Origin of the sequence: Pseudomonas sp. CFBP 8770, assembly GCF_014841705.1 — a bacterium.
Lineage (GTDB): Bacteria > Pseudomonadota > Gammaproteobacteria > Pseudomonadales > Pseudomonadaceae > Aquipseudomonas.
The window spans coordinates 35,580-55,265 of sequence record NZ_JACYUL010000006.1 but is presented as its reverse complement, the minus strand read 5'-3'; the positions used below and the strand labels follow the sequence as shown (position 1 = coordinate 55,265).

Genomic DNA, 19,686 nt, shown 5'->3' with positions numbered 1-19,686 from the left:
GCGCACAGATGAACGTTATCCAGATCGCTGCGCTGACCTTGCTGGCCAGCCTGTCGACCAGCCTGCCGGCCTGGGCCGCCGAGCCCGACGACGCCCTGATCGAGCAGGGTCGCTACCTCGCTCGTGCCGGTGATTGCGTGGCCTGCCATACCGCCAAGGGCGGTGCGCCGTTCGCGGGTGGGCTGGGCATGGAAACCCCGATCGGCACGGTCTACTCGACCAATATCACGCCGCACAGCGACGGCATCGGCAATTACAGTTTCGACGACTTCGACAAGGCCGTGCGCCATGGCATCGGCAAGAGTGGCAGCAGCCTGTACCCGGCCATGCCCTACCCGTCATATGCAAGGGTCAGCGATGCCGACATGCACGCACTGTATGCCTACTTCATGAAGGGCGTGGCGCCGGTGGCGGAACCGAACAAGGCGACCGACATTCCCTGGCCGTTGAGCATGCGCTGGCCGTTGGCGATCTGGCGCGGGCTGTTCGCCCCGGCCGTGAGCGCCTATCAGGCGCCGCCGGGCTCCGATCCGGTGATCAGCCGCGGCGCCTATCTGGTCGAGGGGCTCGGGCACTGTGGTGCCTGCCATACCCCGCGGGCGATCACGATGCAGGAGAAGGCCTTGAGCGCCGCCGACAGCGCCGACTTCCTGGCTGGCAGCGCACCGCTCGAAGGCTGGATCGCCAAGAGCCTGCGCGGCGATCACAAGGATGGCCTGGGCAGCTGGAGCGAAGAGCAACTGGTGCAGTTTCTCAAGACCGGCCGCAGCGACCGCAGTGCGGTGTTCGGCGGCATGAGCGACGTGGTCGAGCACAGCATGCAGTACATGAGCCACGAAGACCTTACCGCGATTGCCCGCTACCTGAAGACGCTGCCGGCGGTGGACCGCGCCGACAAGCCGCATGAATACGATGCGCGCGTGGCCGATGCGCTGTGGAAGGGCGACGACAGCAAGGTCGGTGCCGGGGTGTACATCGACAATTGCGCGGCCTGTCATCGGACCGATGGCCAGGGTTATGCGCGGGTATTCCCAGCCTTGGCCGGCAACCCGGTGCTGCAGACCGAGGATGCCAGTTCGTTGATCCACATCGTGCTGGCGGGAGGCACGTTGCCAGCCACGCACACGGCGCCGTCGACGTTCACCATGCCCGCCTTCGCCTGGCGCCTGTCAGACCAGGAAGTGGCCGACGTGGTGAACTTCATCCGCACCAGCTGGGGCAACCAGGGCTCGGCGGTGTCGGCCGGCGACGTCAGGCAGATGCGCGGCGACGACATGAAACACACCTCCGGCGATGACCTGGGGCAGTCCACCAGCCATTGATCATGGCTGGCGGCCTCTTCGCGGGCAGAGGGCTCGCCGCCCGCCCCGCTCCCACAAAGCCGGTTGAGAATTCACCCCACTGTGGGAGCGGGTCTCTGCCCGCGAAGAGGCCCTCACTGACACCCTCCAGTGAGATGGCCTCCCCCTCAATCCGCATTGAACCGATCGCGGCTGTTGCTCAAATGCAGCCACATCGCCGCCCGCGCCGCATCGGCATCCTGCTTGCGAATGGCCTGGTAGATCGCTTCATGCTCGAGGTTCGCCACCTGCCCCAGCTGGGACAGATCGGCATCGCCTTTCTCCAGCGCATTCAGGCGAGTCCGCGGAATCATCGCATCGCCCAGGTGCTGCATGATGTCGGTGAAATACGTATTGCCGGTCGCCTCGGCAATCAGCAGGTGAAAGCGTTTGTCTTCCTCCACGCAACTGTCGTTGTTGGCCAGCGAACGTTGATAGTCATCCAGCGCCTTGCGCATACGTTGCAACTGTTGCTCGCTGCGACGCTTGGCCGCCAGGGCCGCTGCCTGGGTTTCCAGGCCCAGACGCAATTCCAGGATGCCGCGCACGCTGAGCGCCGTATCCACGTTCAAGCGCAGGCCATGGGCCGGTTCGCGCCGCAGCACGAAGGTCCCCACGCCATGCCGGGCCTCCACCAGCCCGGACGCCTGCAAGCGTGACAACGCTTCGCGCACCACGGTCCTGCTGACCCCGTGTTCCGTCACGATGGCGCCCTCCGACGGCAGTTTGGCCCCTGGCGCCAAGGTGCCCAGGCGAATCTGCTGGCTCAACGCCTCGACCAGTACATGGGCCAGGCTGTTGGGTCGCTTGGACATCGATGAGCCCCCCTGAGGAAAAGCCCGATCATACCTTGGGTGTATCACTCAGGCATTGCACCGTACCGGTACGGGTGTCGCGGAATGACCATCGACATGGCCACCTGCCTGCTCAAGATGTATGACAACGACGGATGGCACAGTCAAATTATCCACAGGCGTTGAGTTTAATCCAATGCGAGTTGTATGATGTCTGCCGACCGAGCACACAGCTGCCGATCGATCCACAAACTACCCGCATAAAAACAATCAGTGGGAGATTTGAATTGTGAGCAATTCAAACGTTGCAACCGGCGATGCCGTCCTGGCCCGCGCCGTCTCGAAAGTGAAGCGTCACGTACTCCCGCTGTTCGTCATCATGTTCATCGTCAACTACATCGATCGTGTCAACATCGGCTTCGTGCGAACGCACCTGGAGCATGACCTGGGCATCGGTGCGGCGGCCTATGGCTTCGGTGCCGGGTTGTTCTTCATCGGCTATGCGCTGTTCGAAGTTCCGTCCAACATGCTCTTGCAGAAGGTCGGCGCCCGGGTCTGGCTGACGCGGATCATGTTCACCTGGGGCATCGTCGCGACGATGATGGCGTTCATTCAGAACGAAACCCACTTCTACATCCTGCGTTTCCTGCTGGGGATTGCCGAAGCCGGTTTCTTCCCAGGGGTGATCTACTACTTCACCCGCTGGTTGCCTGGGGTCGAGCGTGGCAAGGCGATTGCCATCTTCCTCAGCGGTTCGGCCCTGGCCTCGCTGATTTCCGGGCCACTGGCCGGCGCCCTGTTGCAGATCGAAGGGCTGGGCATGCACGGCTGGCAATGGATGTTCCTGATCGAAGGCCTGGCCTCGGTGCTGCTGTGCTTCTTCGTCTGGTTCTGGCTGGATTCCAAGGTTCACGATGCCAAATGGCTGACCCAGGAAGAGAAAGACACGCTGGTGGGCGAGATTGACCGCGAACAGCGCGAACGCGATGCCATGCACACCGTCAAGCCCACCTTGGGCACGCTGCTCAGGGATCGCCAGATCTTGCTGTTCTGCCTGATCTACTTCTGTATCCAGCTGACCATCTATGCGGCGACCTTCTGGCTGCCCAGCATCATCAAGAAAATGGGCGGCCTGGACGACTTGCAGGTGGGCTTCCTCAATTCCATCCCCTGGCTGATCTCGATCATTGCCATGTACGGCTTCGCGGCCTTGTCCGGCAAGTTCAAGTTCCAGCAGGCGTGGGTGGCCACGGCCTTGCTGATCGCCGCCGCCGGGATGTTCATGTCGACCACCGGTGGTCCGGTGTTCGCCTTCGTCGCCGTGTGTTTCGCCGCGATCGGCTTCAAGTCGGCCTCGTCGCTGTTCTGGCCCATTCCCCAGGCTTACCTGGATGCCCGCATCGCTGCGGCGGTGATCGCCCTGGTCAACTCGGTGGGCAACCTGGGTGGCTTCGTTGCGCCGGCTACCTTCGGCTTTCTGGAGCAGAGCACTGGCTCCATTCAGGGCGGGCTGTACGGCCTGGCCGGTACCTCGGTGCTGGCGGCCATCGTGGTGTTCTTCGCCCGCACCCAACCCAAGCCCGGCAAGCCTGCCAACGGTATTGCCGAACCCGCCCAGGCCCGGCCGCTCTGAAGGGCGACGCCTGCACTGTTTTCGCCAGGCGCTGACGGCGCCTGGCGTGGATCAATGACAAGGACAACAACATGGAGAAGGAAAACAACATGACCGCACACAACGCTCCTGTCGTCACCAGCCTGCAAGTCATCCCGGTTGCCGGGCACGACAGCATGCTGCTCAATCTCAGCGGTGCCCATGGCCCGTTCTTCACCCGCAACATCGTGATTCTCAAGGACAGCGCCGGCAACACCGGGGTTGGCGAGGTGCCTGGGGGCGAGCGCATTCGCGAAACCCTGGAAGACGCCCGCAGCCTGGTGGTGGGCCAGCCGATCGGCCAGTACCAACAGATCCTCAATCGCATGCGCACCACCTTCGCGGCCCGTGACAGCGCCGGCCGCGGCCTGCAGACGTTCGACCTGCGCATCACCATCCATGCCGTGACGGCCATGGAAGCCGCCCTGCTCGACCTGCTCGGGCAGTTTCTCGAGGTGCCGGTGGCGGCGCTGCTGGGTGAAGGCCAGCAACGCGACGCGGTGAAGATGCTGGGCTACCTGTTCTACGTCGGTGATCGTGGTCAGACCGACCTGGCCTACCGCAGCGAGCCGGACGCCGACGATGAATGGAGTCGGCTGCGTCATGAAAAGGCACTGACCCCCGAGGCAGTGGTGCGTCTGGCCGAAGCGGCCAAGGCCAAGTACGGCTTCAATGATTTCAAGCTCAAGGGTGGCGTGCTGCGCGGTGCCGAGGAGATCGAAGCGGTGACGGCGCTGGCCGAGCGTTTTCCCGACGCGCGCATCACCCTGGACCCCAACGGTGCCTGGTCATTGAAGGAAGCCATCGGCCTGTGCCGCGACCAGCACCATGTGCTGGCCTACGCCGAAGACCCCTGCGGCGCCGAGAACGGCTATTCGGGACGTGAAGTCATGGCCGAGTTCCGTCGTGCGACGGGCCTGCCCACCGCCACCAACATGATTGCCACCGATTGGCGCGAGATGGGCCATGCCATCCAGTTGCAGTCGGTGGACATCCCGCTGGCCGATCCGCATTTTTGGACCATGCAGGGTTCGGTACGGGTGGCGCAGATGTGCAACGACTGGGGGCTGACCTGGGGCTCGCACTCCAACAACCATTTCGACATTTCGCTGGCCATGTTCACCCAGGTGGCGGCTGCGGCGCCGGGCGAGATCACCGCGATCGACACGCACTGGATCTGGCAGGATGGCCAGCGTCTGACCAAGCAGCCGTTGCAGATCGTCGATGGCTTCGTCAAGGTGCCGGCCAAACCGGGCCTGGGCGTGGACATCGACATGGACGAAGTGGCCAAGGCCCACGAGCTGTACAAGGCCAAGGGCCTGGGCGCGCGAGACGACGGCATTGCCATGCAATACCTGATCTCGGGTTGGCAATTCGACAACAAACGTCCCTGCCTGGTGCGCTGATCCATCCCTGCACCGCGTGGATCGCTGACGCGGCTCGCGCCGCTGCTACAAAGATTGCGTGGCTCATGACGCGGCCTGCGCCGTTGTTATGAATTTCACGATTCCTGTAGCAGCGGCGCAAGCCGCGTCGGCGGTTTAAGCGGTGCATCTGGGAGAAGGCGGTGAAGCCTGACGCGGCTCGCTCCGCTGCTACAAAGATTGCGTGGCTCATGACGCGGCCTGCGCCGTTGTTATGAATTTCACGATTCCTGTAGCAGCGGCGCAAGCCGCGTCGGCGGTTTAAGCGGTGCATCTGGGAGAACGCGGTGAAGCCGGACGCGGCTCGCGCCGCTGCTACAAAGATTGCGTGGCTCATGGCGCGGCCTGCGCCGTTGTTATGAAATTCACGATTCCTGTAGCAGCGGCGCAAGCCGCGTCGGCGGTTTAAGCGGTGCATCTGGGAGAACGCGGTGAAGCCGGACGCGGCTCGCGCCGCTGCTACAAGGACGCCGTCCATCGTCTCGGCAAACCCCCACCCCGCGCAATAGACGCCTCGATTCAGGTTCAGTTAAGTTTTCACCGGTAGGGTTAGTGACAAATGACTCACGAGTCATAATCCTGTGTGAATCGTCTCGTCCAGCCATGAGCTGTGGGAATTTTTACCCGGTAAACTGGGAACCATCTCAAATCCAGCAAGAGGATGAATCATGAGCGACAAGGATCCTACACCGAGCCATTCCGACACCGCTGAAGCCTCCATGAAGCTGATCGTCGATGGTTTTTTGCGTTTTCACCATGACGTGTTCCCCCAGCAGCAAGAATTGTTCAAGAAGCTCGCCACCGCACAAGCGCCGCGTGCCATGTTCATTACCTGCGCCGACTCGCGCATCGTCCCGGAACTGATCACGCAAAGCTCCCCGGGCGATCTGTTCGTTACCCGTAACGTCGGCAACGTCGTACCGCCCTATGGGCAGATGAACGGCGGCGTGTCCACGGCTCTGGAATACGCCATTCTGGCGCTGGGCGTGCAGCACGTCATCGTCTGCGGTCACTCCGACTGCGGCGCCATGCGTGCGGTACTCAATCCCGCTTCGCTGGAAAAGATGCCTACGGTCAAAGCCTGGCTGCGTCACTCGGAAGTAGCCCGCACTGTGGTCGAAGACAACTGCAACTGTGCCGACGAAGCCGAAAGCATGAAAGTGCTGACCGAAGAAAACGTCATCTCCCAATTGCAGCACCTGCGCACGCACCCTTCGGTGGCTTCGCGCATGGCCAGCGGTCAGTTGTACATCCATGGCTGGATCTACAACATCGAAACCAGCGAGATCAAGGCCTACGACGCTGAGCAGGACTGCTTCCTGCCGCTCGGCAGCGAGACAATGCCAAGCGCTACGCCCAAAGGCCGGTTCTAATAACCGCGTCGTTCGTATGACAGGGCCCGCCGGGCCGTAACCTGTCGACAGCACCTTCCATCCACTGCTTGCCGGATCCTTTCATCCCAGCCACGTTGGCTGGGTCACGAAGGATCGGGCAGGCATGGTGCTGCCTGTCGAAAAGTGCGGCCTGGCTCGCTTGAATGCTTGCAGGAGATTGAACGTGAATATTGCACAGATAAAAGCAGTGTTGCCGCGCGAGTTGCTCGCATCGGTCGTGGTGTTTCTGGTCGCGCTGCCGTTGTGCATGGGTATCGCCATCGCCTCGGGTATGCCCCCTTCCAAAGGTCTGATCACCGGCATCATCGGCGGCATCGTGGTCGGATTCCTGGCCGGCTCGCCGTTACAGGTCAGCGGCCCCGCTGCGGGCCTGGCGGTGTTGGTCTTCGAACTGGTGCGCCAGCACGGCATGGCCATGCTCGGACCGATCCTGCTGCTGGCCGGCCTGCTGCAACTGTTGGCCGGGCGCTTCAAGCTTGGCTGCTGGTTCCGCGTCACCGCGCCGGCAGTGGTCTACGGCATGCTCGCCGGCATCGGCGTGCTGATCGTGCTGTCCCAGGTGCATGTGATGCTCGACCGGGCACCGCAGCCCTCGGGCTTGAGCAACCTGATCGAGTTTCCCGCCGTGGTCGGCCAGGCCATCCCCAGCATCGGTGGCGGCCTGGGCTGGCAGGCTGGATTGCTGGGCCTGCTGACCATTGCCGTGATGTATGCGTGGGAAAAGCTGCGCCCGCAGAAGCTGCGCTTCGTGCCCGGTGCATTGCTGGGGGTCGGCCTGGCGACGGGTCTCAGCCTGTTCTTCGCCATGCCGGTCAAGCGTGTCGAGGTGCCGGCGAACCTGGCGGAAGCCATCGACTGGCTGCGCCCGGCAGACCTGCTCAACCTCGCCGATCCAGCCCTGCTCATCGCCGCGATCGCCGTGGCCTTCATCGCCAGTGCCGAAACCCTGCTCTCGGCAGCAGCGGTCGACCGCATGCACAACGGCCAGCGTTCGGATTTCGACCGCGAGCTGTCGGCACAGGGCGTAGGCAACATGCTCTGCGGCATTCTGGGTGCGCTGCCCATGACTGGGGTAATCGTGCGCAGCTCGGCCAATGTCCAGGCCGGTGCACAAACCCGCATGTCGGCGATCCTGCACGGTGTCTGGCTGCTGGGGTTCGTTGTCCTGCTGTCCAGCCTGCTGCAGAGCATCCCGGTCGCAAGCCTGGCGGGTGTACTGGTCTTCACCGGCGTCAAGCTGGTCGATTTCAAGGCCTTCAAGGGCCTGGGCCGCTACGGTCGGATGCCGATGTTCACCTACGCAGCCACGGCGCTGGCGATCGTCTTCACCGACCTGCTCACCGGTGTGCTGCTGGGTTTCGCCCTGACCTTGCTGAAGCTGGCCTTCAAGGCGGCACGTCTGAAGATCAGCCTGATCGACCAGGCACCGGGCGAAGTGGAACTGCGCATGGTGGGCTCGGCGACCTTTCTCAAGGTACCGGCCCTGACCAAGGCCCTGGCGAGCATTCCGGAAGGTACCACCGTGCATGTGCCACTGGCCGGGTTGAACTACATCGACCACTCGTGCCTGGAGCTGCTGGAAGACTGGGGTCGGGCGAACCAGAGCAAGGGTTCGCGAATGATCATAGAAAGCCGCGGGCTGAAGCGGCGTATCGAGGGTCGGCTACGTACCACGGCAGGCTTCGGCAGCTAGCACGACAGCGCAGACCGGCGGCACGGGGCCTGGCGAAGAACGCTCGCCAAGCCCCGGCGCAGGCTCTCAGGAGCTGGCCGCGTTCAAGTCCAGGCCAATGCCCAGGCGTCGTGACATGCACGGCCATTGCTGCCAGGCCGCGCCCGTTTCAGGGCTGATCAGCTTGTCGCGATAGGCTTGTACCGACGGCAGCTCGAAGCGCTCGTCACAGAGCATCTGATCCACCGAATGATGCACCACTTCATCCAGCTGGTTGGCGAACGTTTCGCCGATCAACTGGTGAGCGATCAGGTTGGCCACGGTCATGTCCAACGGTATCAGCGGCTGGCCCAAATGGCGGATGTACAGATCGTTGACTTCCTCGACCAGACGATGGGCCAGGTAGGCTTCGTCGAGCAGGCCATCCAGCCCCTCCTGGCCGGCCAGAATTCCGGGCGGCTGCAGGAAGTACTCTTCGGCTATCTTCAATACCGGCTTGATCTGCGACTCGATTCCGGCCTTGCCGGCGACTTCGCTGGCCGCATCGAGCAACTGCGGGACTTCCTCGATGTAGGCGCTGACGAAGCGCCACAAAGCGATACCGCCGCCCTCTGCCAGGTCGATGGCCGGGTGCAGCTGCGGCAACTGTTTTTCCAGACGTTGATGCAGGTGGCCGGTGGCGGCCTCGTGTTCGGTTGCACGTTGAATCTGCTCGCGCAATGCGGCGGTATTCATGAAGGCTCCAGGCGAGTGTCACGCAAGTGAAGTGGGAACGATAGCTGGCCCATCGGGAAGGCTAAGACGCATTTGTCATAGTAAGGACACATTTCATAACGGCGCGTGACCACTACCCTCCCGGGGATCGGCCTGATAACGTCGCTCACTTCCACATGCACTGACCCCGAGCCCATGACCACAGCGCAGAAAATCGTCTTTACCGTTGCCGGTGCCCTTGCCTTGCTGATCGGATTGAGCGTTCATCACCTGCTCAAGGGGCAAACCCAGCCCGACCGCGCCGGGCTGGTCGATGCGGGCATCATCCTGTTGGCGCAGAGCCGGGCGATGCCAGTGCTGCAGATGACCGATCAGAACGGCTCGGTCGTCCACGTCGACCAGCTCGAAGGCAAGTGGTCGCTGCTGTTCTTCGGCTACACGTTCTGCCCGGATATCTGCCCAACCACGCTGGCCAATCTGCGCGATGTGCAGAACCAGCTACCGAACGCCACGCGCGAGCGCCTGCAGGTGGTGCTGATCAGTGTCGATCCGCACCGCGACACGCCAGAGCGGCTCAAGCAATACCTGGGTTATTTCAAGGCGGGATTCCAGGGGTGGGTGGCGCCGGTCGACACCCTGCAAACGCTGGCCAGCGCCATCAGCATTCCCTTCATTGCGGCCGACACGCGCAAGCCCAATTACCTGGTGGAACACAGCGCCAACCTGGCGTTGATCGGGCCGGATGGGCGACAGCGCGGGTTCATCCGCGGGCCCATCAACAATGCCAAGATGATCGCCCAGCTTCCAGGGCTGGTCGCGGGTGATTGAGGGGCGCGGGTCAAGCCGTCACTGGCCTAGAAGGCCGGCAATACTGCACCCTTGTACTTCTCGGTGATGAACTGCTTGAGCTCGGGGCTGTGCAGCGCGGCTGCCAGCTTCTGCATGGCAGGCGAGTCCTTGTTGTCAGGGCGTGCGACCAGAATGTTCACGTACGGCGAGTCGCTGCCTTCGATGAACAGCGCGTCCTTGGACGGATCCAGCTTGGCTTCCAAGGCATAGTTGGTGTTGATCAGGGCCAGGTCGACCTGGGTCAGCACGCGCGGGATGGTCGCTGCCTCGAGCTCGCGGATCTTCAGGCCCTTGGGGTTCTCAACGATGTCCCTGGTGGTCGCCAGGATGTTGCTCTGGTCCTTGAGGCGAATCAGCCCGTACTTCTGCAACAGCAACAGCGCGCGGCCGCCGTTGGTGGCGTCGTTGGGCACCACCACGTTGGCGCCGTTGGCCAGCTTGTCGAGCTCCTTGATCTTGCTCGAATAGGCGCCCAGCGGCTCCAGATGCACGCCGGTCACGGCGACCAGGCCGGCACCCTTGGCTTTGTTGAACTCATCCAGATATGGCTGGTGCTGGAAGAAATTGGCGTCCATTTTCTTCTGCTCGACCTGGACGTTGGGCTGAATGTAGTCGGTGAACACCTTGATGTTGAGGTCCACGCCCTGTTCGGCCAGCTGCGGCTTGACGAATTCGAGAATCTCCGCATGAGGCACCGCAGTGGCTGCCACGCTCAGGGTTTCGTTGGCCTGGGCGGACAGTGCAGCGACGGCGGCCATGGCGGCCAGTAGTCTTTTCATTTTCGATTTCCTTGTCGGCCCTCGCGGGCCTGACCTTGAATTATTTGCGCGAGAAGTGCACGACCAGACGGTCGCCGAGCATCTGCAGCAGTTGGACCATCAGAATCAGAATGATCACCGTGACGTACATCACGTTGTCCTGGAAGCGCTGGTAGCCGTAGCGAATCGCCAGGTCGCCCAGGCCTCCGGCGCCTACGACGCCGGCCATCGCGGTGTACGAGACCAGGGTGATGGTCGTCACGGTGATGGCTGCGATGATCCCCGGCATGGCCTCGGGCACCAGTGCCCGAGTGATGATCTGCCGAGTGGTCGCCCCCATGGCCTGGGTCGCCTCGATGATGCCGCGGTCGACCTCGCGCAGGGCGGTTTCCACCAGGCGGGCAAAGAATGGCACGGTGCCAATGACCAGAGGCGGAATTGCACCGGCGACCCCCAGCGAGGTGCCGACCAACACCACTGTGGCAGGGATGAGCAGGATGATCAGGATGATGAACGGCAACGAGCGGACCACGTTGACGATGAACGAGAGCACCGCATACAGCCGTGGCTTTTCGAACATCTGCCGTGGGCTGGTGAGAAACAGCACGATACCCAGCGGCAGACCCAAAAGGATGGTGAACAGCAGCGAAGCGCCCAGCATGACCAGCGTATCCAGGGTGGCCTGCCAGATTTCGCTCCAGTCGACGCTGGCAAAGAAGTTGATCAGGTCCATCAGCGCAGCACCTCCATGTGAACGTCCGCAGCGGTGAAGCGGGCGAAGGCCGCGTCCATGTCGCCGCCGGTGATAGCCAGGGTCAACTGGCCATAGGGGGTGTCCTTGATGCGGTCGATACGACCGGCCAGGATGCTGTAGTCGACACCGGTCTCGCGTGCCACCGTGCCCAGCAGCGGCGCATAGGTGGCCTCGCCCTGGAACGTCAGGCGCACGATCCGCCCCGCCACGTGGGCGAAGTCGCTGCGCTGCTCGTTCTCGTCGACCTGCTCGTCTTCCTGGACGAAGCGACGCGTGGTTGGATGTTGCGGGTGCAGGAACACGTCGGCCACCGTGCCTTGCTCGACGATGCGCCCGGCGTCCATCACCGCGACCTGGTCGCAGACCCGACGGATCACGTCCATTTCATGGGTGATCAGCACGATGGTCAATTGCAGTTCGCGGTTGATCTCGGCCAGCAACTGCAATACCGAGGCCGTGGTCTGCGGGTCCAGCGCGCTGGTGGCCTCGTCGCAGAGCAGGATCTTCGGGTTGGTCGACAGGGCACGGGCGATGCCGACGCGCTGCTTCTGGCCACCCGACAACTGCGCCGGGTATTTGCGTGCGTGGTCGGACAAGCCCACCCGATCGAGCAACTGGGCCACGCGCTGGTCTATTTCCTTGCGCGACAGACGGCCGGCCAGGTTCAGCGGCATCGCCACATTGTCGGCGACGGTCTTGGAGGCCAGCAGGTTGAAGTGCTGGAAGATCATGCCGACCTGCTGCCGGAAGCCGCGCAGGGCATCGGCATCGAACGCGGTGACGTCTTCGCCGTCGACGATGATGGTACCGCCGCTAGGGTTTTCCAGCCGGTTGATCAGGCGCAGCAGCGTGCTTTTGCCCGCGCCGGAGTGGCCGATGAGGCCGAACACCTGGCCTGCCGGCACGATGAGCCGGGTGGGGTGCAGCGCGGGAATCTCCCTACCGGCCACGCGGTAGGTCTTGTGGACATCTTGGAACTCGATCACGTAGCGAACCTTGTGGGGCGCATGAATGGGGGCAGCGGGTAGCCGGGCGCGCATTTTAGCCCAGCCGTCCAGCGGCATTTAGCATTTATTTTCGCAACGACCTGTCATTTGGCAATAACGCGACTAAAGGTTGGATGGACACACCGTTCGCGAAAAAAAAGGAACGCCCGTGCAATGTGTCCGGTCACTTGCTGAGTATCCCTGGCCCATGCCTGCCGTGATCAGGTGAGGGTACTTATCAAAGTCCGTGAACGGACTGCCGTAAACCAAGGAGTTAAGGCCCGATGAGCAACAAGACCCCCCCTACCGGCAAGAGCGAAGCCGCTGGCACCGATACGCCGGATCGTCAAAACACCAACGCCAAGCTCGAATCGCTCGAGCAGTTCCGTGCCGATGGCACCGGGCAGGCGCTGCGCACCAATCATGGTGTGAAAATCAGCGACAACCAGAACACGCTCAAGGCGGGTCCACGCGGTCCGTCGCTGCTCGAAGACTTCATCATGCGTGAGAAAATCACGCACTTCGACCACGAACGTATCCCGGAGCGTATCGTCCACGCCCGCGGCACCGCGGCCCATGGTTTCTTCGAAACCTACGAAGACCACTCGGCGCTGACCAAAGCCGGTTTCCTCCGTGACCCGTCGAAGAAGACCCCGGTCTTCGTGCGCTTTTCCACCGTGCAGGGCCCGCGTGGCTCGGGCGACACCGTGCGCGACGTGCGTGGTTTTGCGGTCAAGCTCTACACCGACGAAGGCAACTTCGATCTGGTCGGCAACAACATGCCGATCTTCTTCATCCAGGATGCGATCAAGTTTCCCGACTTCGTTCACGCCGTGAAGCCTGAGCCGCACAACGAGATCCCGACCGGCGGCTCCGCCCACGACACCTTCTGGGACTTTGTCTCGCTGGTGCCGGAATCGGCGCACATGGTGCTCTGGACCATGTCCGACCGGGCGATCCCGAAAAGCCTGCGCACCATGCAGGGTTTCGGTATCCATACCTTCCGCTTCGTCAATGGCGAGGGCAAAGGCACATTCGTCAAGTTCCACTGGAAGCCCAAGTTCGGTACCTGCTCGCTGGTCTGGGACGAGGCGCAGAAACTGGCCGGCAAGGACACCGATTTCCACCGCCGTGACCTGTGGGAGTCCATCGAGATGGGCGACTACCCGGAATGGGAACTGGGCGTGCAGATCGTGCCGGAAGAAGACGAGCACAAGTTCGAATTCGACCTGCTCGACCCGACCAAGATCATTCCCGAAGAGCTGGTCCCGGTTACCCCACTGGGCCGCATGGTGCTGGACCGTAACCCGGACAACTACTTCGCCGAAACCGAACAGGTCGCGTTCTGCCCAGGCCACATCGTGCCCGGCATCGACTTCAGCAACGACCCACTGCTGCAGGGCCGTCTGTTCTCCTACACCGATACCCAGATCAGCCGTCTCGGCGGGCCGAACTTCCACGAGATCCCGATCAACCGTCCGATCGCGCCGAACCACAACGGTCAGCGTGATGCCCAGCATCGCACCCGTATCGACAAGGGCCGTGCCTCCTACGAGCCGAACTCGATCGACGGCGGCTGGCCGAAGGAAACCCCATCGGCACCGATCGATGGCGGCTTCGAGACCTACCCGGAGCGCGTCGATGCGCACAAGGTCCGCGAGCGCAGTGAATCGTTCTCCGACCACTTCTCCCAGGCCACGCTGTTCTTCAACAGCATGAGCCATGCCGAGAAAGAGCACATCATCGCGGCCTACAGCTTCGAATTGGGCAAGGTCGAGCGCGAGTACATCCGTGCCCGTCAGGTCAACGAGATTCTGGCCAACATCGATCTGGAGCTGGCTTCGCGCGTTGCGGCCAACCTGGGTCTGCCGGCGCCTGCCAAGGGCACCGTATCGGTCAAGCCTTCCTCGCTGAAAGAATCGCCTGCGCTGAGCCAGATGAACCTGCTGTCCGGTGACATCAAGAGCCGCAAGGTAGCTATTCTGGTTGCCAACGGCGTGGACGGCAACGCGGTTGCTGCGCTGCAGAAGGCCCTCAAGGCCGAAGGCGCACATGCCAAGGTGCTGGGCCCTACCAGCGCACCGGTCAAGACGGCCGATGGCAAGACTCTGGCCGTCGACGCGTCCCAGGAAGGCCTGCCTTCGGTGGCCTTCGACGCAGTGTGGGTGCCAGGCGGTGCAGATTCGATCAAGGCACTGAGCGCCGATGGCGTGGCACTGCATTACCTGCTCGAGGCCTACAAGCACCTCAAGGCAATCGGTATCAGCAAAGATGGCAAGGCACTGCTAGAAGCGCTGCGCCTGAAGGAAGATGCTGGCCTGCTGGTGGGTGACGATGACAGCACCATCAAGGCGTTCATCGCCGCCATCGCCAAGCACCGCGTGTGGGATCGCGAACCGGCCGCCAAAGCCATCCCGGCTTAACGGCGCGGTATAAGCACCACTTGGGTCGGTTGCCCGTGGACTACACGGCGACCGACCTTCAGTTGCATCTCCGGCAACTGTTCGCTGACGCGCTGCTTGAGCAGCGCTTCCAGCCGGCGATACTCGCCCGGTTGGGCCACCTGAATGATCACATCGCATTGGTAATGAACGACGTCGGTCGCGATGTCGTGCATCTGTGCGCGCAACTGCGGCGCGCTGTGCATCTTCAACGGCACCGCTGAAACGCTGGCGTTCGGATCCAGCACCAACGCCTTGGGCCTGGCTTCGGCAGCTTTCAGGGCGGCTTCGGCTTTTTCCAGTTCGGCCTTGCGGGCCTGAGCGATTGCGCCATTGACGCCACCAGTGAGCGCCGGTGCCTGGGGCATCAGCACGCGGGCACGGCCCAGCGCAGTGGCGGCAGCGTTGACGTCACCTTTCTGCAGCATCACCTGGCTGCGCTGCAGGTAGGCTTCGGCCAGCTGCCGCTGCGCCTCGGTGAGGCGCGGATCCTGCGGTGCCTGCGCCTGCAGCTTGACCAGTTGATCCTCGGCCGTGGCCAGTTCGCTGCTGGCAATGTTTGTTTCCAGCTGCTGCCAGGCATCCGGACCCGTATCAGCGGCGTGGTCGGCCGGTGAGGTCTGGCAAGCGGTCAACACCAGGGAAAGTGTGGCAAGTAGCAGGTAACGGGAGACGAACGGCTTCATTGCTACGACTCTCTATTTGCCCAAAAAACGGCCAAGTCTACACCGTGGGGGTGTCGGCGAAAATATGGACGCCGAAAATCGCTGAGGCCACCACTCTTTGGCCGAGGAAAGCGGGGTCTGTGCCTGTCCACAGCTGGGCAATCGACGCGAGGTGTACAGATAACAGCGACTCGCGCCAGACACTCCACTACCGCTTGGGCAACGCAAAACTCAGCAGAAACAACACCGCCGCACTGACCACGATCGAAGGCCCGGCCGGCGTGTCCTTGAACCACGACAAGGCCAACCCGGCACACACCGCGATCACCCCCAGCACACTGGCACCCAGCGCCATCTGCTCGGGCGAGCGCGCATGCCGTTGTGCGGCGGCTGCCGGAATGATCAGCAATGAGGTGATCAGCAACACCCCGACGATCTTCATCGCCACCGCGATCACCACCGCAATCAGCAGCATCAAGGCCATGCGCAGCCCCGCCACGGGCAGGCCTTCGATCCGTGCCAGCTCTTCGTGAACGGTGATCGCCAGCAACGGCCGCCACAAGGCGATCAACAGCGCGAGCACCGCCACGCTGCCACCGATGATCCAATACAAATCGGTCGGACTGATCGCCAGCAGGTCACCAAACAGATAACCCATCAGGTCGATGCGCACGTCGTGCATGAAGCTCAGCACCACCAAACCCAGCGACAGGGTGCTGGGCGCGAGAATCCCCAACAAGGTGTCCGAGGCCAGCGGCTGGCGTTGCTGCAGGGTCACCAGCAGGATCGCCAGCAGCAGGCAGCCTACCGTGACTGCCAGTGCCGGGCTGATGTCGAGCACGAAGCCCAGGGCCACGCCCAGCAAGGCCGCATGGGACAAGGTATCGCCAAAATAGGCCATGCGCCGCCACACCACGAACGAGCCCAGCGGTCCTGCCACCACTGCCAGGGAAAGCCCCGCCAGCAAGGCATACAGTAAAAAATCAGCCATGCTTGCAGCTGTCTCCGTGTACATGAGTGTCACTGACCACGCTGCCGTGCAGGTCATGGGCGTGGTCGTGATGGTGGTGATAGATGGCCAGACTGGGAGCATGGCTACCAAACAGCTCGACGAATGCCGGATCACCGCTGACCTGCGCAGGGTGCCCGGAGCAGCACACATGCCGGTTCAGGCAGACCACCTGGTCGGTGGTGCTCATGACCAGATGCAGGTCGTGGGACACCATCAGCACACCGCAGCCGTGGCGTTCGCGCAGGCGTGTGATCAGGGCATACAGTTCGGCCTGGCCGGCCACGTCGACGCCTTGCACCGGCTCGTCGAGCACCAGCAGTTCAGGCTCGCGCAACAGTGCCCGCGCCAGCAGCACGCGCTGCATCTCACCACCGGACACCGTCTGGATCGGGCTGTCGATGGTTTGCGCGGCGCCGACTTCTTCCAGCGCCGCCAGAGCGCGGGCACGGTCCACACCCGGCACCAGGCGCAAAAAGCGCAGGACCGACAGCGGCAGGGTCGGATCGACGTGCAGCTTCTGCGGCATGTAGCCGATGCGCAGCCGCGGCTTGCGCCAGACACTCCCCGAATCGGGCTTGAGCAACCCGAGCACGGCACGCACCAGGGTGGTCTTGCCGGCGCCATTGGGGCCGATCAACGTCACGATTTCGCCGGGCTGCACGCACAGGTGGATGTCATCGAGCACCCGCTGGCCGGCGAACGCCACCGTGACCTGGTCCAGGCGGATCAAGGCTTCGCTCATCACGCCCCCTGACAGGCCGCGCACAGGCCGACCACTTCCACGGTCTGCCCTTCGACGACGAAGCCGACACCCAGGGCGCTTTCGACGATGGCGTCGCTGATGGTCTTGTGCTCCAGCTCGACGGCCACATGGCAGGCGCGGCAGATCAGGAATTGGCCCTGATGGGCATGCTCGGGATGGTTGCAGCCAATGAAGGCGTTGAGCGAGGCAATGCGGTGCACCAGGTTGTTGTCGAGCAGAAAATCCAGGGCGCGGTAGACCGTGGGCGGTGCCGCGCGGCGGCCGTCCTGTTCGCTGAGCACGGCGAGGATGTCGTAGGCACCTAGTGGCTTGTGGCTTTGCCAAACCAGTTCCAGCACGCGACGACGCAAGGCGGTCAGGCGCAGGCCCTGTTTCAGGCACAAGGCATCGGCTTCGCTCAGTGCGTGGTGCACGCAATGTGAGTGGTCGTGGGGACGGCTGGCCAGCGGTGTTTTGGACATGAGCGGCGACGAATTCTGATAGAGACGTTATTATGTTACCTGTTCTTGCCCCCGAGAGTGTTCATTGTGGTCCGTATTTTTGCTCTTTCCATCGGTTTGCTCGCCGCTTGCCTGACTGCCTTGCCGGCACAGGCGCAAGTGCGGGTATTGACCAGCATCAAGCCGGTGCAGCTGATCGCCGCCGCCTTGCAGGACGGTGTCGGCCAGCCCGAAGTGCTGCTGCCACCCGGTGCCTCCCCGCACCACTACGCGCTGCGGCCATCGGACGTGCGCCGGGTGGCCGACGCCGATCTGCTGTACTGGATCGGTCCGGACATGGAAGGTTTTCTACCGCGCGTGCTGCAGACCCGGCAGAAGCCGACGGTCACGATCCAGACGCTGCCGGGGCTGCACCTGCGGCATTTTGCCGAAGACAGCCATTCCCATGCCGAGGAAACGTCGGACCACGATCACGACCACCGCCCGGGCACGCTGGATGCCCACCTGTGGCTGTCGACGGTCAACGCCCGGGTGATCGCCACGCGCATGGCCACCGACCTGTCCGCTGCCGACCCTGCCAATGCGCCGCGCTACCAGGCCAACCTGGCCGCCTTCACGCAACGCCTGCAGGCCCTGGACACACGCCTGACCGCTCGGGTCGCCGGCATTCAGGGCAAGCCTTATTTCGTTTTCCACGAAGCCTTCGATTATTTCGAAGAGGCCTACGGCCTCAAGCATGCCGGTGTATTCGCCGTGGCCGCAGAAGTACAACCCGGTGCACAGCATGTTGCCGCGATGCGTCAGCGGCTGCAGGAAGTGGGCAAGACGTGCGTGTTCAGCGAGCCGCCGATGCGCCCCAAGCTGGCGCAGACCCTGACCGCCGGACTGCCGGTGACCCTGGCTGAGCTGGACGCCCTGGGCAGCTTCGAGGACGCCACGGCAACCGGCTACGAGACCTTGCTGGGCAATCTGGCCGACAACCTCGCCGGCTGCCTGGAAAAACTCTGACGGGTTCTTGTGGGAGCGGGCTCTGCCCGCGAAGGCCGCGCCATGATCTCAAGCCCTAAAAAGCGAACGGCAACGGCACCCCAACTTTCTGCCGCAGCGCCAGCCGGTCCTGGAACTCCTTGGGGTCATGGATCAACACATCCATCCCGGCAAACGACTGCGCCGCGATCAGGCGCGACAGCCAGAACCGCACGCAGGCCACGCGCAACATCAGTGGCCACAGCTGCGCCTCTGCCGCAGTGAACGGCCGCAGGGCCGCGTAGGCGCCCAGCAACGCCCGCGCGCGCGGCGCATCCAAGGCACCCTGCTCATCCGAGCACCAGTCGTTCACGGTAATCGCCAGGTCATACAGCATGGGCCCGGAGCACGCATTGTAGAAGTCGATCACACCCGTCAGGTGCGTGCCCTCGAACATCACGTTGTCACGGAACAGGTCGCCATGCAGGTTGGCCTGTGGCAATGCCAGGATCTGCGCGTGATGCGCCTGGATCTCGGCCAGGGCGGGACGCAGCAACGCCGCAGCCGCCGTATCCAGGTCGGCGACCAGCTTCTGGCCCTCTTCCAGCATCCAGTCCAGGCCACGGTCGGTGCGGCGCACCAGCGGCGCGTCGAGGGTGGCGGTATGAATGTGCCCCAGCAACTCGCCCACCTGCACACAGTGCTGGTTGTTCGGTGCCTGTACATGGCGGCCATCCAGACGAGGCTGCAGCAGGGCCGGCTTGCCCGCCAGCGTGCGCAGCGCCACGCCATCGATGGTGCGCAAGGCATAGGGCACCGACAGTTGAGCCTCGTGCAGTACATCGAGCAGTTCGATGAAGAACGGCAAATCCTGGGTCGGCCCGCGCTCGACCAGCGTCAGCACGTATTCACCCTGCTCCAGGCTGATGAAGAAGTTGCTGTTCTCGGTACCGGCGGCAATCCCCTGGAAGTCCCGCAGACGGCCAAGGCCATAGGGGGCCAGAAAGGTTTCGAGCTCGGCGCGGGTCAAGGGTGTAAACACAGACATGTCGTAGATTTGCCC

General features: G+C 63.0%; 18 protein-coding genes. 8 read left to right on the top strand and 10 right to left on the bottom strand.

What is annotated here, in order from left to right; translation table 11 throughout:
* Nucleotides 1-8: 8 nt before the first annotated feature.
* Nucleotides 9-1,322, top strand: coding sequence for a c-type cytochrome (locus tag IFT98_RS14490; RefSeq protein WP_192050332.1), 1,314 nt, complete (start codon nt 9-11; stop codon nt 1,320-1,322).
* 146 nt (nt 1,323-1,468) lie between these two features.
* On the opposite strand, the gene IFT98_RS14485 is transcribed toward IFT98_RS14490, so the two are convergent.
* Nucleotides 1,469-2,155, bottom strand: a complete 687-nt coding sequence (locus IFT98_RS14485) for a FadR/GntR family transcriptional regulator (RefSeq protein ID WP_192050334.1) — start codon at nt 2,153-2,155, stop codon at nt 1,469-1,471.
* Nucleotides 2,156-2,420: 265 nt separating this feature from the next.
* Between IFT98_RS14485 and IFT98_RS14480 the strand changes: the two genes are divergently transcribed.
* The 4 genes from IFT98_RS14480 to IFT98_RS14465 all read left to right on the top strand — a co-directional run bounded on the left by IFT98_RS14480 (nt 2,421) and on the right by IFT98_RS14465 (nt 8,296).
* Nucleotides 2,421-3,767 carry an MFS transporter gene (locus IFT98_RS14480; protein ID WP_446730844.1) on the top strand — a complete coding sequence of 449 codons (1,347 nt, stop codon included), beginning with the start codon at nt 2,421-2,423 and terminating at the stop codon, nt 3,765-3,767.
* Between the two features lie 89 nt (nt 3,768-3,856).
* A complete protein-coding gene (gene gudD, locus IFT98_RS14475; protein ID WP_244650995.1) occupies nt 3,857-5,191 on the top strand; it encodes a glucarate dehydratase in 1,335 nt (444 codons plus the stop codon).
* Between the two features lie 686 nt (nt 5,192-5,877).
* Nucleotides 5,878-6,582: a carbonic anhydrase gene (locus IFT98_RS14470; RefSeq protein WP_192050338.1), complete on the top strand. Its 705-nt coding sequence runs from the start codon at nt 5,878-5,880 to the stop codon at nt 6,580-6,582.
* Between the two features lie 184 nt (nt 6,583-6,766).
* Nucleotides 6,767-8,296, top strand: a complete 1,530-nt coding sequence (locus tag IFT98_RS14465; RefSeq protein ID WP_192050340.1) for a SulP family inorganic anion transporter — start codon at nt 6,767-6,769, stop codon at nt 8,294-8,296.
* A 66-nt stretch (nt 8,297-8,362) separates the two neighbouring features.
* On the opposite strand, the gene IFT98_RS14460 is transcribed toward IFT98_RS14465, so the two are convergent.
* Nucleotides 8,363-9,010, bottom strand: a complete 648-nt coding sequence (locus tag IFT98_RS14460; protein WP_192050342.1) for a hypothetical protein — start codon at nt 9,008-9,010, stop codon at nt 8,363-8,365.
* Between the two features lie 174 nt (nt 9,011-9,184).
* Here IFT98_RS14460 and IFT98_RS14455 point away from each other — a divergent pair, with 174 nt between their 5' ends.
* A complete protein-coding gene (locus tag IFT98_RS14455) occupies nt 9,185-9,817 on the top strand; it encodes an SCO family protein (protein ID WP_192050344.1) in 633 nt (210 codons plus the stop codon).
* A 26-nt stretch (nt 9,818-9,843) separates the two neighbouring features.
* Here IFT98_RS14455 and IFT98_RS14450 read toward each other — a convergent pair whose 3' ends face one another.
* The 3 genes from IFT98_RS14450 to IFT98_RS14440 are packed head-to-tail and all read right to left on the bottom strand — an operon-like array spanning nt 9,844 to nt 12,336.
* Nucleotides 9,844-10,617 carry a MetQ/NlpA family ABC transporter substrate-binding protein gene (locus IFT98_RS14450; protein ID WP_192050346.1) on the bottom strand — a complete coding sequence of 258 codons (774 nt, stop codon included), beginning with the start codon at nt 10,615-10,617 and terminating at the stop codon, nt 9,844-9,846.
* 40 nt (nt 10,618-10,657) lie between these two features.
* Complete coding sequence (locus tag IFT98_RS14445; RefSeq protein WP_192050348.1) at nt 10,658-11,329, bottom strand: methionine ABC transporter permease; 672 nt, start codon at nt 11,327-11,329, stop codon at nt 10,658-10,660.
* Nucleotides 11,329-12,336 carry an ATP-binding cassette domain-containing protein gene (locus tag IFT98_RS14440; RefSeq protein ID WP_192050350.1) on the bottom strand — a complete coding sequence of 336 codons (1,008 nt, stop codon included), beginning with the start codon at nt 12,334-12,336 and terminating at the stop codon, nt 11,329-11,331. The genes IFT98_RS14445 and IFT98_RS14440 overlap by 1 nt, the downstream gene beginning before the upstream one ends.
* 284 nt (nt 12,337-12,620) lie before the next feature.
* Here IFT98_RS14440 and katE point away from each other — a divergent pair, with 284 nt between their 5' ends.
* Nucleotides 12,621-14,759, top strand: coding sequence for a catalase HPII (gene katE / locus IFT98_RS14435; protein ID WP_122714858.1), 2,139 nt, complete (start codon nt 12,621-12,623; stop codon nt 14,757-14,759).
* On the opposite strand, the gene IFT98_RS14430 is transcribed toward katE, so the two are convergent.
* The 4 genes from IFT98_RS14430 to IFT98_RS14415 form a co-directional block, all read right to left on the bottom strand.
* Nucleotides 14,756-15,463 carry a PA5502 family lipoprotein gene (locus IFT98_RS14430; RefSeq protein ID WP_192050352.1) on the bottom strand — a complete coding sequence of 236 codons (708 nt, stop codon included), beginning with the start codon at nt 15,461-15,463 and terminating at the stop codon, nt 14,756-14,758. The two genes, katE and IFT98_RS14430, sit on opposite strands and share 4 nt — an antisense overlap.
* A 187-nt stretch (nt 15,464-15,650) precedes the next feature.
* Nucleotides 15,651-16,433 carry a zinc ABC transporter permease subunit ZnuB gene (gene znuB / locus IFT98_RS14425; RefSeq protein WP_192050354.1) on the bottom strand — a complete coding sequence of 261 codons (783 nt, stop codon included), beginning with the start codon at nt 16,431-16,433 and terminating at the stop codon, nt 15,651-15,653.
* Entirely contained in the window at nt 16,426-17,196 is a 771-nt protein-coding gene (gene znuC / locus IFT98_RS14420) for a zinc ABC transporter ATP-binding protein ZnuC (RefSeq protein ID WP_122480094.1), read from the bottom strand. The genes znuB and znuC overlap by 8 nt, the downstream gene beginning before the upstream one ends.
* Entirely contained in the window at nt 17,196-17,678 is a 483-nt protein-coding gene (locus tag IFT98_RS14415; protein WP_122480095.1) for a Fur family transcriptional regulator, read from the bottom strand. The genes znuC and IFT98_RS14415 overlap by 1 nt, the downstream gene beginning before the upstream one ends.
* Nucleotides 17,679-17,735: 57 nt before the next feature.
* Here IFT98_RS14415 and IFT98_RS14410 point away from each other — a divergent pair, with 57 nt between their 5' ends.
* Nucleotides 17,736-18,665, top strand: a complete 930-nt coding sequence (locus tag IFT98_RS14410; RefSeq protein WP_446730840.1) for a zinc ABC transporter substrate-binding protein — start codon at nt 17,736-17,738, stop codon at nt 18,663-18,665.
* A gap of 55 nt (nt 18,666-18,720) precedes the next feature.
* Here the strand turns inward: IFT98_RS14410 and IFT98_RS14405 are convergent, their stop codons facing one another.
* Complete coding sequence (locus IFT98_RS14405; RefSeq protein WP_192050356.1) at nt 18,721-19,671, bottom strand: homoserine kinase; 951 nt, start codon at nt 19,669-19,671, stop codon at nt 18,721-18,723.
* Nucleotides 19,672-19,686 lie beyond the last annotated feature (15 nt).